The organism is Dolichospermum circinale AWQC131C (assembly GCF_000426905.1).
GTDB lineage: Bacteria > Cyanobacteriota > Cyanobacteriia > Cyanobacteriales > Nostocaceae > Dolichospermum > Dolichospermum circinale.
The window spans coordinates 87,351-103,249 of sequence record NZ_KE384623.1; the positions used below are offsets into that span (position 1 = coordinate 87,351).

General features: G+C 35.5%; 18 protein-coding genes. 8 read left to right on the forward strand and 10 right to left on the reverse strand.

Going from position 1 to position 15,899, the window contains the following annotated elements:
- From ACIR131C_RS22830 to ACIR131C_RS0114695, 3 genes are all read left to right on the forward strand, one after another.
- The coding region (locus tag ACIR131C_RS22830) for a WD40 repeat domain-containing protein (RefSeq protein WP_035372153.1) at positions 1-646 on the forward strand (646 nt) is incomplete at its 5' end.
- An 8-nt stretch (positions 647-654) separates the two neighbouring features.
- On the forward strand, positions 655-732 hold the full coding sequence (locus tag ACIR131C_RS27235) for a hypothetical protein (RefSeq protein ID WP_334310844.1): 78 nt from the start codon (positions 655-657) through the stop codon (positions 730-732).
- 169 nt (positions 733-901) lie between these two features.
- Positions 902-1,702: a tetratricopeptide repeat protein gene (locus ACIR131C_RS0114695; RefSeq protein ID WP_028090819.1), complete on the forward strand. Its 801-nt coding sequence runs from the start codon at positions 902-904 to the stop codon at positions 1,700-1,702.
- Between the two features lie 208 nt (positions 1,703-1,910).
- Here ACIR131C_RS0114695 and ACIR131C_RS0114705 read toward each other — a convergent pair whose 3' ends face one another.
- Positions 1,911-2,699 (reverse strand): TIGR01548 family HAD-type hydrolase, encoded by a 789-nt coding sequence (locus ACIR131C_RS0114705; RefSeq protein WP_028090820.1) that lies wholly within the window; start codon positions 2,697-2,699, stop codon positions 1,911-1,913.
- Positions 2,700-2,827: 128 nt separating this feature from the next.
- Here ACIR131C_RS0114705 and ACIR131C_RS0114710 point away from each other — a divergent pair, with 128 nt between their 5' ends.
- From ACIR131C_RS0114710 to ACIR131C_RS25625, 3 genes are all read left to right on the forward strand, one after another.
- Positions 2,828-3,169 (forward strand): hypothetical protein, encoded by a 342-nt coding sequence (locus ACIR131C_RS0114710; protein WP_028090821.1) that lies wholly within the window; start codon positions 2,828-2,830, stop codon positions 3,167-3,169.
- Positions 3,170-3,189: 20 nt separating this feature from the next.
- Positions 3,190-3,426: a DNA-directed RNA polymerase subunit omega gene (locus ACIR131C_RS0114715; protein WP_028084019.1), complete on the forward strand. Its 237-nt coding sequence runs from the start codon at positions 3,190-3,192 to the stop codon at positions 3,424-3,426.
- A gap of 160 nt (positions 3,427-3,586) precedes the next feature.
- The gene (locus tag ACIR131C_RS25625) at positions 3,587-3,952 is read left to right on the forward strand and encodes a hypothetical protein (RefSeq protein WP_028084018.1); all 366 of its coding nucleotides are present in this window, start codon (positions 3,587-3,589) and stop codon (positions 3,950-3,952) included.
- Positions 3,953-4,188: 236 nt separating this feature from the next.
- Here ACIR131C_RS25625 and ACIR131C_RS0114725 read toward each other — a convergent pair whose 3' ends face one another.
- The gene (locus ACIR131C_RS0114725) at positions 4,189-5,049 is read right to left on the reverse strand and encodes an alpha/beta hydrolase (protein WP_028090822.1); all 861 of its coding nucleotides are present in this window, start codon (positions 5,047-5,049) and stop codon (positions 4,189-4,191) included.
- 452 nt (positions 5,050-5,501) lie between these two features.
- Here ACIR131C_RS0114725 and ACIR131C_RS0114730 point away from each other — a divergent pair, with 452 nt between their 5' ends.
- Both ACIR131C_RS0114730 and ACIR131C_RS0114735 read left to right on the forward strand, forming a co-directional pair.
- Positions 5,502-6,998: a beta-barrel domain-containing protein gene (locus ACIR131C_RS0114730; protein WP_028090823.1), complete on the forward strand. Its 1,497-nt coding sequence runs from the start codon at positions 5,502-5,504 to the stop codon at positions 6,996-6,998.
- A gap of 145 nt (positions 6,999-7,143) precedes the next feature.
- The gene (locus tag ACIR131C_RS0114735; protein WP_196811771.1) at positions 7,144-8,742 is read left to right on the forward strand and encodes an SDR family NAD(P)-dependent oxidoreductase; all 1,599 of its coding nucleotides are present in this window, start codon (positions 7,144-7,146) and stop codon (positions 8,740-8,742) included.
- Positions 8,743-8,814: 72 nt separating this feature from the next.
- On the opposite strand, the gene ACIR131C_RS0114740 is transcribed toward ACIR131C_RS0114735, so the two are convergent.
- The 8 genes from ACIR131C_RS0114740 to ACIR131C_RS26110 form a co-directional block, all read right to left on the reverse strand.
- A complete protein-coding gene (locus ACIR131C_RS0114740; RefSeq protein WP_196811772.1) occupies positions 8,815-10,194 on the reverse strand; it encodes a carotenoid oxygenase family protein in 1,380 nt (459 codons plus the stop codon).
- Positions 10,195-10,372: 178 nt separating this feature from the next.
- A complete protein-coding gene (locus ACIR131C_RS0114745; RefSeq protein ID WP_028090826.1) occupies positions 10,373-10,708 on the reverse strand; it encodes a XisI protein in 336 nt (111 codons plus the stop codon).
- The gene (locus tag ACIR131C_RS22840) at positions 10,696-10,914 is read right to left on the reverse strand and encodes a XisH family protein (RefSeq protein ID WP_231387509.1); all 219 of its coding nucleotides are present in this window, start codon (positions 10,912-10,914) and stop codon (positions 10,696-10,698) included. Before ACIR131C_RS22840 ends, ACIR131C_RS0114745 begins: the two co-directional genes overlap by 13 nt.
- Positions 10,915-10,916: 2 nt before the next feature.
- On the reverse strand, positions 10,917-11,456 hold the full coding sequence (locus tag ACIR131C_RS0114755) for a PIN domain-containing protein (protein WP_028084012.1): 540 nt from the start codon (positions 11,454-11,456) through the stop codon (positions 10,917-10,919).
- Entirely contained in the window at positions 11,449-11,796 is a 348-nt protein-coding gene (locus tag ACIR131C_RS0114760; RefSeq protein WP_028084011.1) for a hypothetical protein, read from the reverse strand. The genes ACIR131C_RS0114755 and ACIR131C_RS0114760 overlap by 8 nt, the downstream gene beginning before the upstream one ends.
- A 209-nt stretch (positions 11,797-12,005) precedes the next feature.
- Positions 12,006-13,085 (reverse strand): glycosyltransferase family 4 protein, encoded by a 1,080-nt coding sequence (locus ACIR131C_RS0114765; RefSeq protein ID WP_035372155.1) that lies wholly within the window; start codon positions 13,083-13,085, stop codon positions 12,006-12,008.
- Positions 13,086-13,090: 5 nt separating this feature from the next.
- Positions 13,091-14,260 (reverse strand): glycosyltransferase family 4 protein, encoded by a 1,170-nt coding sequence (locus ACIR131C_RS0114770; protein WP_028090828.1) that lies wholly within the window; start codon positions 14,258-14,260, stop codon positions 13,091-13,093.
- Positions 14,261-14,506: 246 nt separating this feature from the next.
- Positions 14,507-15,899, reverse strand: a 1,393-nt coding sequence (locus ACIR131C_RS26110) for a calcium-binding protein (RefSeq protein ID WP_196811773.1), incomplete at its 5' end; no start/stop codon positions are given.

Consider the following 15,899-nt stretch of genomic DNA (forward strand, 5'->3'; position numbering starts at 1 on the left):
CAACTCAACAGAGAAATTACATCAAACAATTTCAGAACACAACCAAGAAATAAATGAAATTAAACAAAAGCAAGAAAGTGAAACTTCCCAAAATCATCACATCCTTGATGTGATTACCCAACAATTAACAAAATTAGATGGGTTAACAGAATTAGATAATTTATTTACATCTTTGGTACAACCGTTACAGATAGAAAATAAATCGAATTTACAACCAAAAGATAATGATCAAGAAACAGCAGAAACACTAGAACTAACTCCTCCCAAATCTCTAATAGATGAGAAAACTGGAAAATTAGTATTTTTTAATAATCTCAAAACACATAAAACACATAAAAATAAAGTTCTCTCCGTAGCCTTTAGTCCAAATGGTAAACTTTTAGCAAGTGGAAGTGATGATAAAATCATTATATTGTGGGATTTAGCAACCAAGAAACATTCTATTTTAGAAGGACATGGAGAATATTCTTGGTCTAAGGGGATTAATTCAATAGCTTTTAGTCCAGATAGTCAATTTTTGATCAGTGGAAGTGATGACAAAACAATTAAATTATGGGACATAAATCTAGGACTAGCAATTTACACATTTATCGGACATGAAAAAAGGGTGTATGCTGTCGCATTTAGTCCCTTGGGAAAGCAGTAATTAACTCAATTGCTTTTAGTCCAGATGGTAAAGTATTGGCTGCGGGGAGTGGAGATAAAACAATTGCTTTGTTTCCTTTAGAGTAAATTCTTAGTAATTATAAAAGAGATATTAACACCTTTTTTATTTTTTTTATAATAACATCTGGTTTATAATTACATCTGGGTACCCTGGGTCTGGAGTGGGTTGTAAAAAAAAATCGCCATTTGCCACTATTTGTTATATTATTAATTTTGTTGCATATCACTTACTTAGATGATTAAATTAATTGGTATTTTCCTGAGTTTGTTAATGGTTTTTAGTTGGAATACACCCGTTATGGCACAAACTCAAACTATAACCGCAGAAGAGTTACAAATAGGAGACGAATTAGCTACTAAGGCCTTTATAGCCACAAATAAAGGTGATTTTGTCACAGCAGAAACTTATTGGACACAAATCATTGAAAAATTTCCCAGCAATGCGGGAGCATGGAGTAATCGTGGTAATTCTCGTGTTAGTCAAAATAAATTAACAGCAGCATTAGCTGATTATAATAAAGCCGTAGAACTTGCTCCCAATGTGACAGATCCTTATTTAAATCGGGGGACAGCATTGGAAGGTTTAGGGAGATGGGAAGAAGCGATCGCTGATTATAATCGTGTGTTAGAATTAGATCCCCAAGATGCTATGGGCTATAATAATCGCGGTAATGCTAAAGCAGGTTTAGGACAATGGCCAGCAGCCATTTTAGATTACCAAAAAGCCACAGAAATCAACCCCAATTTTGCCTTTGCTAGAGCCAATTACGCCCTAGCTTTATATGAAACTAATCAAGTAGAAAAAGCAATTCGGGAAATGCGAAATATAGTCCGTAAATATCCCCGGTTTGCTGATATGCGAGCCGCATTAACAGCAGCCTATTGGGTGACAGGAAATAGAGGTGAAGCGGAAAGTAATTGGGTAGCAGCCTATGGATTAGATATTCGTTATAAAGATATAAATTGGGTGACAAATATCCGCCGTTGGCCGCCAAGTATGGTATTAGCCTTAGATAAATTTTTGAAATTAAAATAAGAGCATTTCCCAAATTAAGAACCGGAAAACTGAGGTGGACTGATGACGCAAGTAGAAATGAAGCAAAGTATTATACTGCATAAATATGGCTATCCTCCTGATATGGAAGCTCTAGCAATGGAACTGGTTTGAGAAAAAGCCAAAGTTTTTACTGAATTTGAGGTTTCCACACAACATTAATTACAGCATTTTGGGACATGATGTAAAATTATGATTCTAATTTGGAAATTGTCTTAATTGTGAGTTCTTGTACATTATTAAATACGATATTTGCCCCAGATTTCATCAGCATTTGTGCATAATTTTCACGTCCCGCTGCTGTTTCCTGAACGTGAGGAGGTAACACTCCCACACTCAACCAAGTCCGTGAATTATCTATAGCTTTGGCTTTGACCACGGTATACATATCTGCTACCGTGTCTCCTACATACACAACTGTTGATTTTTGATCATTACCATTTGTTAACAGGTTAATACTAGCAAAAAGCCCTGTAGGATCTGGTTTACCGGGTGCGTCTTCCATTGCAATTAATACAGGAGCTTTTAAACCCAACCGTTTTTCTAAGACATATTTAGCACTCAAACGAGTCGCACCACTGAAAAAACCCCAAGCAATACCAGTTTGCGTTAATTCTTGAAAATAACTAGGCTGTACTAATAAAGACTCATGACAAATATAACCATTCCAATTTTCAGGATCTGTACCTCGATAACGGCTTTGAAAATAAGTAACAATCTCTTCATAATCTAATGATAGTTGTTCCCGCTGCTGTCCTTGACTGACAAAATGACGGTAAATTAACTCCTGGGAGGCTTCCCAATCATTATTCCAGATTCCCTCTGATTTGAGGTGGTCAATATCCATTGCTGTGGGACGATAAGCTTGTCCGGTAAAATATTCTACTGTATCTGATAGCGCCCGACGATAGGACCCACTAACATCACGGATAACTCCATCTATATCAAATATAACGATAGTTTTTGTGTTTACGGTCATGGCAGTGACGGGAAAAGTAATATCTACAAAATTCTACAGTAATCCAATTTAATCTTTAAGAGTAAATTATTGCGTGGGGTGTGTTACGGCTATATAATATGGTAAATCAGTGGCAAACAACATAAAAAATGGTAACTATCGTTGTCCTGATTAACATTATCATTTCCCTCCTGCTTCTTTGTCTAGCTCAAAAATTATGGCAAGCAAAGGATGCTCTAACACTGATAGCAGATTTATTTAATCAATATGAACGCGCTAGTTATGCAGCACTACATACAGCAAGAGATAATATTTATCTAGTGGAAGAAGATATTCAGAACCTCAACCTCAAAAATCAGATACTGCAACAGCAAATCCAACAAATACAGCAAATTATCAGCCTAATCATTGTAATTAGGCAAATTTCCACAGGATATTGGTTAAAAAATAAAAATCATCCTAAATTCAAAAATCCGAGTAAACTAGGATAGAATCTCCAGAGTCGTCAATTATGCTTAAGCGTTCTAAATTCGAGACAACTCAGTCTCAAATCATGCACCGTGCTGAAGAACTGATTAGTGCGGCCTCAAATCGCTACCGCATTACGGTGCGAGTTGCAAACCGTGCTAAACGCCGACGTTATGAAGATTTTGAAAATAACGAGGATTCAATAATGAAGCCCGTACTGAGAGCAATTATTGAAATGTCTGATGAATTAAATCAGCCGGAAATTATCGGTGAACTATAATTTAAACCTCATTCTCTGCTAGGGAATAAGGTTTTTATCAACCTTTCTCCGACCAGGGGAGAGGTGAGGAAGTTCACCGCAGATAAACGCGGATAAACGCAGATAAATCTGTACTTTGGTGGAGTAGAAAATGGTATAAATAAATTTAATTTCACCAAATATGGCGGATAAAAACTTAGAAACTCTAATTATAAAAATTGTCAAAAAGGTAATTAGAAAAGAGATAAAAAATCAAAATCAGGATCATCAGCCAATCATCGTTACTGGATCTAATTCTACATTAGATAATTGGCAAAATCCAGAGCCGACGGAGGAGATTATTGATGATTTAGAGATTAGTCCTTACATTAGATTACCTGAGAAAGAAGATATAGAACTGGAGCGGAAATTACGAGAACTCAAGTTTAAACAAGAATTGAGAAAAGATTGGATTTCTTTTCTGGTGAAAGATGTAATTGTCTATTCAGCAACTATGATTTTTATTTTGGTACTTGCTGGTTTTTATCTATTTCGTGTTCATGGTTAGTTTGAAAATCGAGATTTCACAAACCCGGACTTCTTAGAGAACTCCACAAAAAAGATGAACTGCTTGCAGCAGCGCCTCACTATCCAATCTTGTGGGATGGGCATCCTGCCCGTCCTTGCATTATTAGCGGGCAAGATGCCCGCACCACAAGAAATTTTTGGGTATCTTTTTAATTGGAAGTCTCTTAGAGAAGTCCGGGATATTGTTGTTGAGATTTATTGAGGATTTGTGACAGTTTAGTGTTTATTCATCCAATCAAATAAATCAGTGATTACCTCAAGATAATTAATATCATCATGTAAATTATGATAAGCACCAGGGTATTCAATTCTTAACTTATCTGGATAATTCACCTTTTCATAAAACATTTGACTTCCTGCTGGTAAAGCAATTCTATCAGCACCACCATGTAAAATTAATAGTGGTACTTGCCATTTTTCTGCGTGGGTATGAATCCAATCTACTGTAGCGAAAAACTCTGTAGATAACCTAGCAGTAGCGAGAGTATGACGTAATTTATCTTGAGTATAGGAATCTAAAATTTTCTGATTTCGTGAACCTGCGCTAAAATCTAAGCCAATATGCAAGGAAAAACGCGGCCAGACGCGGGAAAATAACTTACCTAAAACTACGCGACTCAGTGGTACTCCTACTTGACCAATACTGGGTGAAAAACCAATCACACCGGCTAATGTAGATTGATCTTTGACATAATGGAGAGTATAATCTAATGCAATTACTCCCCCCAAGCTATGTCCCAACAGGAAAATCGGGTATCCTGGTTGTTGCTGTTGAATTAAGTTGAGAAAAGCCTGCAAATCATCACGAAATTCAGTCCAAGTATTAATGTAACCTCTTTGACCGGATGAACGTCCATGACCACGTAAATCTAAGGCATAAACCGCATATTCTTTGGGTAACAAATACTCAACTATGGTTTTGTAAAGTCCGCTGTGTCCTCCCAACCCATGTACAATGGCCAATATTCCCCTGACTTCCCCCCCAGGATGCCAGCTTTGGTAATATAAGTCAAGCCCACCCACACCTGAAAATTTGCCTTCTTGGCGAGATGCAGTCGCGTCGCTGTGGTAAATCATATAGTTAATTGGTTATTTCCTTGGCTAGTAAGCTACTAGCTGATTAAAATACATTGTAGAGAAAATTGCTTCTAACTGTAGAAAGAAATACAGATAATTTTTCTAAAAACTCTCATGTTTTTAAAATCCTTGACTTGTGGGAGAAGTTGAGGATCTGAATATGATAAAAGTGGTGACATAGATAACAGTATTTTATATTCGTATAGATTACTATTAAATATTTAGTTATTTAGTCATTTAGTCTTTATTTATTGGTCATAGAAATTATTAGGTTAAGGGTTTTCTCATTAAGAATTTATAGCGGTTCTTTTGTTAATTCCAGATATCAGAACCCGTCAGCAAGGAGGAAAATATTTTCTTATGTAAGTGCATACCGTTATAGTTTTATAGGCCTGAGATAAAATTGGGATAACTCAATAAAAAACAACTAACAAACCCCAGTAATTATGAATATGAAATTTTCCCTAGCTGCAAATGCTGTACAAGCACGTCAGACAAAAGAGCGATTTGCTAAACCAGAAGAAAAATTGTCTTATGAATTGGGTAAAGCTGTACAGGAATTACCACCACTTTACACAAGATTGTTAGCGGGAACAATTAGTTTTATTGTATTGGGAACAATTTCCTGGGCGCATTTTTCAGAAATTGATGAAGTAGCCACAGCAACAGGAGAATTAATTGCTTCTACCCAAGTTAGACCGGTGACAGCTTTGGGTAATGGTTCTATTTTAGCAGTAAAAGTGAAAGAAGGCGATCGCGTTACTAAAGATCAAATTTTAATTCAACGAGATCCCAATTTTCAACAAACAGATGTTAACCGTTTAGCTAAATCTAGTAAATTAATCGAAGATGATTTACAACGATTACAAGCCGAACGTTCTGGGGGAAAAACTGCGGGAACAATCATCCAAGATGAACTTTTAAACTCCCGTTTATTAGACTATAAAGCCAAACAAGCAGCAGCAGTAGCAGAAGCCAAACGACAACAATCAATTATGAATCAAGCCCAAGTGAGATTAAGTCGTTTACAGGAAAATTTGGCCAATGCTAAAATCACTTTTAGCAATGTTCAAAAAAACCTAGAAAATACAAAAAATCTGCGCTCTATGTTAGAGAGTAATTTACAAATTGCTCAACAAAGAGAAGAAAATCTGCGGACTTTATTTCAACCAGGTGCTTTACCCAGAGTTGATTATTTAGAGGCTCAGGAAAGATTAAATCGTGCTAAGACAGAGATGATTAGAAATGCAGATGAAATCACAAGAATTGAAAATAATCTCACAGAAGCTAAGGATAAAATTACATCTTTAGAAAAAGACATTGCTGCTCAAATTCAAGAAATTAATCAAGCAGAACAAGCTTATCAAACAGCACGTAATCAAAGTATTCGTTTAACCTCAGAACGTCAAAGTGAAATTCTCACCCAAATCAATAAACGTCAAGAAGAATTAACCACCGTTGCAGGTCAATTAGAACAAGCTAGAAAACAAAAAGACGGAGAAACTATTAAAGCCCCAGTTGCTGGTACAATTTACAAAATTAAAGCTACTAAAGGTCCAGTACAATCTGGAGAAGAACTATTATCAATTTTACCAGAAGGGGAAGAAATGCTCTTGGAGGTAAAAGTTCTTAACCGTGATATTGGCTTTATTAATCAGGGAATGAAAGCAAAAGTTAAAATCGCTACTTTTCCCTTTCAAGAATTTGGTGTAGTTGAAGGTCAAGTATTACAAATTAGTCCTAATGCGACGATTGATAAAGAGTTAGGTTTGGTTTTTCCCACAAGAATCAAGTTAAGTAAACATTCTTTAAATGTACGCGGAAAAGAGGTGGAATTTAATCCAGGAATGGTTGCTAACGCCGAAATTGTCACTCGGAAAAAATCGGTTTTGACCTTTATTCTTGAACCTATTACTCGACGTTTCAGCGAGGCGTTTTCCGTGAGATAATCATCGCAAGGAACTTTAAAAACTGTAACTTTAGTTAGTTCCTTGCTAATAACTTAACTTTTTCAGGTTGTCTATTAGAAGCTGGATAAAATTTCAATTTGTGTTATATAATGTAGATAATAAATCAGGGTGTAAAAGAGGTTTAATGATGCAAGTTTGTCTAGTTACAGGTGGTAATTCTGGTGTAGGTTTAATGACGGCTGTAGGTTTAGCCAAATTAGGTAATCATGTATTTATTGCTTGTCGTTGTGCAACTAAAGCAGCAAAAGCTATACAATACATTCAGCAAAAGACGGGGAATAAAAATGTGGAATTTTTACCCCTTGACCTAGCTTCCTTAGATTCAGTTCGCAACTGTGTTACAATATTCAATAATAAAAATTTACCCCTGCATATCTTGGTCAATAATGCAGGGATATTTAACCGCAGAGGTACAACAAAAGAAGGGTTTGAACTTATTTGGGGAACTAATTATTTAGGTCACTTCTTACTGACTTATTTATTATTAGAAAAAATGCAAAAATCTGCCCCAGGTCGCATTATTATGATCTCTTCAGATTTAGCATTATCTCCAAGTAGTATTAACTGGGATTTATTAGTCAAAAAAACACCCTTAAATTTTCTCAACCTCTATGCCATTTCTAAACTCTGCTTATTGCTATTAACCCAAGAACTTTCTCAAAGATTAAATAATTCTCAAATTACTGTTAACGCAATTCATCCAGGTTTTGTGCAATCAAATATTACTATCTGGCATCATTTTAGTAAATATTTAGGTTTAGGTATTTCCCCAGAAGCTGGAGCATATAGTACCCTGATTTGTACTACTTCTCCAGATTATCAAGATATTAGTGGCAAGTTTTTAGACCGTCATAATCAAGAAATTTCATTACCGAAAATAGCGCGAAATCAAGCAATATTACAGCAATTATGGCAACGTAGTTTATTATGGACTGGTTGCAATCAACAGCAGAATTTACAAACAATTAATTATGATGGCAATGATGGTATTTGGGGACCTATTTCCCTAAATTTAGATAACAGGGAACTGGAGGAAATTACAAAACATATTTTAAATAAAGTCTTGCCGAAATTTCCCAAGAAAATATTATTTACTCAACTATTATTATCATTAATCAAATTTAATTTTGGATCTTTTTTGCTGATCATACTTCAAGGTTTTAAAAAATCTTTCTACATGGAAAGACATTTAGATTCACCCATAATCATGCAATTATGTCACAATGAAAGCTTATTAGAAAAGCTGACTGAATATTTAGGAGAAAATTTGGTATTATGGCGCTCAGAATTGTGGGTAAATTATCCTTCCCAACAATTAATTCCTTTGTGGCACCAAGATTCTTATCCCAAATTACTCAAAGGAAATGGTAAAACTATTCATGCTTATATAGCTTTGACAGAAGTTAATGAATATAATGGTTTTGAATATATACCTGATAGTTATTCTCAAAAATGTCAGATAAAAATAACAGATCCTTTTAGTGGTAATCACTTTTTTGATATCCCTCATGAAATTGAAAAAAAAGCTATTCCTGTAGTCCTAAAACCTGGAGAATTTGTGTTATTTACCGATAACCTTATACATCGTTCTATCCGTAATCAAAGCGGTAAATTACGGCTTTCTTTAACATTGAGGTTAACCCAGCTTGGGGTGGAAATTTTACCTGGTTATACGTCTAATGATCACAAACCGATAATTTTACAATCTCAAAAAAAAAGGTAAGACTAACTTAAACGTACCCTTACCTTAGTGAATATTTAGTAATTAGTTAAAAACCTTCCTGTTGCTATCCTCCTAATAGGAAATCCATGTACCATGAAATCCATAGGGTACACGCTGAGGAATAATTACCCGCGCTATGGGTTCGCTGGTCATATCTTCAGCATTAATAACTATAAGTTCCGACCTTTGGGAATTTTCATCATAAACAAATGTTACCAACCATCCTGCATCTTCAGTAGTAGCATTAGGAGATGGTACAAATACTGATTCTCCACCATGACGATTTTTACCAAATTCATGGGTTTGGGATGTACCCTTTTCAAAGTCGTATTTAATCACACCCTCAAATAAAGGATTTTGAGAATATACTATTTTTCCCAGGTAGCCATACTGAGTTTTTCTCCCTAACAGGTTTTCATTAACACGGGGAAATTCTCCAGGTACATCATCTAATTGTTCTTCTGTGACTGTACCCGTGGAAAGGTTAAAGCGCCAACGGTGTAAAAAAGGAATACCTTCTAAGGGATCACTGTATGTATCATTAGAAATAAGGACATTAGTAGAATTCATGCGACAAGCAATAAGTACCACCTCGTCTCCAACTTCGTAAGCGTTGAGGGTGTGGAAGACATAGCAAGAAGGACATTCAAACCAGCGAATATTGCTGTTATCACCATGACGAGGTATGATACCAAAGCGACTGGGGCGATGTTTCTCAAACATTAACATTGGTTCTCCCCGCTGCATTCGTTCCATGCTAAATGTGAGAGGTAAATCCATGAAAATGCTATAATTTTCCGTAATGGCGAAATCGTGCATCATTACAGCCATTGGTATTTCTATCGGTACTGTTGATAATAGCTCACCTTGGGACGAAACTATGCCATATTGTAGATAAGGTGGTCTAAAACCGTAACCAAAAAACATCATTTCCCCTGTCACTGGGTCTACCTTGGGATGGGCGGTAAAAGCAGAAACTAGTTTATCATTATAAGTGTATTCTCCAATAGTCTCTAAATCAGGAATACTAATATGATGGGGCGCACCTCCTTCCCATAATGCTAAAAGTTGTTTATTATGCCATACAAGGGCTGTATTAGCAGTATTTTTACTGATGCCATAGGGGTTGTCTAATTGTGGTGGTTCTAACATTCCAGTCCATATAGCCTTACCCGCTTCATGTTCAATATTCCATCCCTTGGTTCTCACATAACGATTTTTGTAAGTAGCTTTACCATGATGAAGCTGTACACCATGCAACATTCCATCACCATCAAACCAGTGATATTGACCAATGGGATTTTGTTGGGGGTTGGGACCATTACGGACAAACATCCCTGATAAGTCTGGGGGTAATTCTCCAATTACTTCTAAGGTATCAGTGGTAATTTCCGTGTTTATGGGTGCAAAATTCCCTTGTAAATAGGGATTTGCTGCTGCTAATGTGGTCATAATCAGTCCATTAAATAAGAGAACTGTAATTAATATAATTATGTTTTGCTATTTCTGCCAGAAAAAACCGTAACATCTTCACTTAAACGGGGATTTCACAGCCTCTCTCCCATACAGAGAAGGAAACTGAACTTTCTTGTTTCCCCAGCTTCTAAAACAGGTAAACCAAAACCTTCTCTTACTGCACTGCATAAGGTGTAAATTGCCGTTTAAAAGCAGAATGAAAACCAAGGACAATATCTGAATTTGGTACACCCATTTGCACTAATCTTTCAGCTATAGATTCTTCAGTTCCGTTGTACTGAATCCAAATTTTGCCGTCTTCAATGTCAAAGTGCATCACTGGTCCAAACACTCGTTTATCGCCTTGCCATCCGATATAATTGAGTTGGTAATGGTCATGTTGACTATCAAATATTAGTTGTGCTTTGACTGTATCATAGGTGGTACAAATCTGGGCGTGTTCCGTTAAAATTTGTGTGATAAATTGTCTATACTTTTCTATTTTATCCATTGTCGAACTTCCTCCTGTTTGGGATCATAAATTATCAGCTTGACTTGATATCGCTGTAGCATTCGTTGAATAAATGGAAGTTGAAAAAAGTCGTAATAAGTCTCAAAAGGAATGGCTAAGTAAACAATTCGGTTTGGTTCTTGTTCTTCAAGTGCTTGGCTATAGTTAAGATATTGACCTAATGCTGTATGGAAACTTATGATCAAGATTACAGAGTTTTAGGAAAATTACCTTGATTTAGCCAATTAATCATTAAATAAGGATGAACGATGTGAATTTCATGGATAGGAGAATGATAAATACTATGTCTTTCAGGAATGATAAGTTCAATATCGTTATTTAAAAAATCTTTAAAATTAGCTGTCACTAATACATTAGCTCGACCAGCTAAAGCTGTTTCTAAAACGTGCTGATCTTCTATATCACTAATAGGAATAACACCTGATCCTCCTAATGTTAATTGAGGCTGAATTTGAGCATAACTGCGGATAACATCTACATAAAAAGACGCATCCTTAGCTAAAGGAGTTAATCTTAATAAAACTTGCTCTAAACGATTTAACATTCCCCAAGAAATCACAAGTTCTACTGTTCCCATATAACAGCGACCATAACGAACTGTATCAACTATACTTTGACAAGCTGATGGCTTGCATGGTGTAGCCATATTTTGATTTTCTTTGATATCAGCTAATAATGCTGCACACCAAATATTGAGATCAAGACATAAGCGTAAAGGATTAGACATCACGAGTTAACTCAACTGAAGCACAAAGTAAATCATCTTCAGTTTCTAAAGAATTTAACCAATTTTTATCTATATTTTGGGCAATTCTTTGTTGAGCGAGTTTGTATTGATGATGCAATAAAACCCTTGTAATTTCTTGACTAATTTCTTGCCACTGTGCTTCAGAAGCAACCCCATTTAACTGTAAGAGTGCTGACCAAGCATTATGAGGTAACATAGCTCCTAGCTTGATTGAAGCACTGGCTATTTGGGATATTGAGCGATTTTCCATTTTTGATAATACACTAATTCGCTCTGCTGTTTCTAAGTCTAGGTCTGCTGAGATAGTTTTTTCTGTCATTGCTCTATTTTTCTCATGAGTTCTATCAAGATTATAACTTTTAATTTGTTATTTTTCATTATTCATTTTATGAAAATTGAATTTTTAGTATTCTTGCTGTTGATCAAAACCAAATGTTAATTAATAAAGACATAATTACTTATACATAAAAATTAATTTGAGAATTTCCAAATTATAGGGATTAGATGTTTTGAGATATTCAGATATACTCAAAGATATTGTTTCAAAACCTCAACTGTGGCCAGTCCCGTTTTTTCCCAACTAAATTGATTTACTCTTTTTAAACCTTGTTTTGAAAGTTGTTTTCTAGTTTCTGAATCATGAATGATCATTTTCATTGCGGCTGTAATTTCTTCTATATGATAGGGATTAATTAAAATAGCAGCATCTCCCGCAACTTCTGGAAGCGAGGAAATATTAGAGGTAATAACGGGAGTACCACAAGCCATAGCTTCTAAAACAGGTAAACCAAAACCTTCCCAAAGTGTGGGGAAAACTAGCGCAATTGCTTGATTAATTATTATTGGTAATTCGTCATAAGGTACATAGTTGAGGAATTTTACTAAATGATTTATTCCTAATTCTTGAGTTTGGATTTCTAACAATGGGGAATAACGTTGATCATCAGGTCCTGCTAACCATAGTTCATAGTCATTTCTATTAGGTAATGCGGAAAAAGCGGTAATTAATCTTTGCAGGTTTTTGTAAGGATCTTGACGACCGATATATAGGAAGTAATTGCGGGTAGGAAGATTAAGAAATTGGAAATGTGAGGAATCATAAGCTAGGGGAATTGGTGTGATTTTATTACTAGAAATATGGAAAAAATCAACTAAATCTTTAGCTGTTGCGTGGGAATTACAAATAATGTGTTGTGCTTGGTTAAGAACTTGGGGAACATAGTAAAGATGATATGGTGTCAGCGGTGAAAACCGTTTCGGAAAGCGTAATGGGATCATGTCGTGGGACATGACAATAAAACGACATTTAGTATATAAAGGTGCTTCAGGGAGGGGAGAAAATAAAAGTTGCGATTTCAGCTTTTGATAGATTTTTGGTAGTTGGAATTGTGTCCAAATTAAACGGTTTAAATGTCCTTTTGTACCATCCGCAGGGGTAAGATTATTGGGGACTGAATAGCAGTTATAATTAGGGTATTTTTCTGCTGTTAATAGTGTAGGATTGAGAGATGTTAAGTAGGGGAAAATATTTTTAGCATAGTTGCTTATCCCCGTTGGTTGAGAGAAGATAATGGATAAATTGATGATTAATTGATGAGAATCTATCATGTTGATTAAATAATACTTTTATAAGCCTTTAAAGTTTCTGCTGCTGTTCTTTCCCAAGAAAATAAATCTGCTCTTATTTTTCCTTTATTAATCAGATTTTGTCGTAGTTGAGAATCGCTAATTACTTGTAGTATAGCTTCAGCTAATTGCATATAATCATTAGGATCAATTAATATAGCTGCATTTCCTGTAACTTCAGGAATTGAAGAAATATTAGAGGTAATGACAGGACTACCTAAAGTCATTGCTTCTAAAACTGGTAAACCAAATCCTTCATAATGAGAAGGATACAGAAACACCTCCGCTTTTGAATAAAATAATGCTACTAATTCATTAGATAAGTAGTCAAGATGATGTATTTCCTTTTTCCAAGGAGAATTTTCAATAGCTGTAAATATTGGTTCATAATTCCATCCTTTTCTACCAACTAGTACTAATTGATGTTCTATTTTATGTCTCTTTTTTAAGAAATTAAATGCTGATATTATAGCATTAATATTTTTTCTGGGTTCTATGGTACTAACAAATAAAAGATAAGGTTTAGAGAAATCATAATTTATATTTTGAACTTCTTTTTCTAGGTTTAAAGTAGATAAAAAGTTAGAATTATACCTACTAGCAAGAGGAGTAACAAAAATTTTCTCTGAGGGAAATTCTAAATAATTAATAATATCTTGTTTAGAACTTTCAGAAATAGTAATAATTAAATCTGTCCATTCAAGACATTTAATGATTCTTTTTGTATATTGTTTCACCACAGAATTAACATATTCTGGATATCGGATAAAACTTAAATCATAAATAGTCATAATTTTCTGAATATTTTGATAAGGATAAACTGTATAGTTAGTCCCATGAAAAATATTAGGTTTTTCTAAAATTGGTTGAAGATAATGAGGAAAAATTTGAGGTAAATAATCTAAAAAAAGATTAGAAAGACGAATGGGTATGGGAATTTGATAAAGATTTGAATAATGCTGCAAATTTTCTGGGAAATCCAATTTTCCTTTCAACCAATTTTTTAATCCAGGTTGATAAGCTAATCCTAATTCAAAAGAGTCAAAAGATTCTGTATGTTCTAATTTAGATAAAGCTTCTACTAAATTAAAAACATATAAACCCACACCACTGGGCTGAGAATCAATCGGAGTAACATCAACAACAACTTTAAACATTGAACAAATTATCAATCATTTTTACTTAATTCATTTAGATCATGATCTACCATGATTCCCACTAAATTTTCCCAAGAATATTTAGGAGTCAAATCTATTTTAGTTGAAAATAGATTCAAAAAAATTCAGTATTAGGTTTAAATAACAAAAAAGGGCATAAAAGTATTATGCCCCCTACAGAAAACTATGGAAAAGATATCCTGTGCGTGATGGTAGTGATTGTATTTAACAACCACTCCCTAGCAATTAGACTGTAAAGTCTGTAATAGCCAAGGCAGCACTGAAGCCACTAAGTTTAATCAGTAGGTCATCACCTGTAGCAGCATCGTCACCATTAAGGTCGCTAAGGATATATGTGTTACCTCCTAGAACAAAATAACCTAATTCATCTACATTAATTGCAGTAGAAGCAGCACCTAAAACTGTTGTGAAGTTTGCTACTGTGCTAATGTCTGTTATACCTGTTGCGTTAACTGCTGCTTGTGCAGAAACTACACTAGCAAATCCTAGTCCAGCAACGCTGATTTTATCCTGTGCTTTGGTGAAGTCAGTGATAGTATCGAAGGTTAAGTTTGCACCTGTTAAAGTACCTGCATTAGAATCGGTCAATGCGGTATAGACGAAGATGTCATTACCAGTGCCACCTGTTAAGCTGTCAGCATCAGCACCACCTGTTAAGGTGTCCTTACCAGCGCCACCTGTTAAGCTGTCATTAACAATACCACCTGTTAAGCTGTCATCACCAGCGCCACCTGTTAAAGTGTTACTACCAGCACCACCTGTTAAGATGTCATTACCAGCACCACCAGTGGCAGTTAACTTCGCACTAAAGGTACTTGCATCCAGAGTAAAGACTGAACCGTCCGTGAGGGTTGGGGCAGCCAGTACGAGATCTCTATCATTACCACCAGCACCATTAATTGTTAAAGTCAGACTACCATCAGCTTTAAGTTGAGTTACTGTATTGGTTTGAACAGGATCAGCATTTCCTTTGCTGGATTGTAAAGATAGGTTTGTAACTGCTGCACCCTTTAATGTCAAATCAACTTTCTGTCCCGCCCCGCTAATATTCACAGTGCTACCGTTGTTCAATACAGTGAACTTGTTACTTTCCGTTGCACCGATAACAGTGACGTTACCACTAATTTCATAATCTTTAACAGCAGTAATCTTCGCAACATCTACTGTACCATCATTCAAGCGTAACACTTCAATAAGTTTGGCATTATCGTTGATAGTTTTAGCTTCAGCATCATTAGTTACGTTTACAGCATCATTGAACTGCAATGTATCTATGCCCTCACCACCATCAACCTTATCAATGTCAGTAGCACTAGTGTTAAAATTGGCAAAATCAAAGATAAAGGTGTCCTTATCCTTACCACCTGTAAAGTTATTCTTGCCGGCACCAGCCTCGAAGATGTTAGTACCACTACGTCCTACAAAGACGTTATCAAGAGTACCACCTGTGAAGATGTCATCTTGATCAGTACCAGTAGCCTCTAGTTTTGCAGTAAATGCGCCTGCATTAATAGTAACGCCTTGGACTGCGTTGCTTGGGAGGACGGGGGAGGCAATTTTCAGTTCTTTGCTACCTGTGACATTGATTGTCAATGCAGGAGTCCCAGGAGTCCCAGCT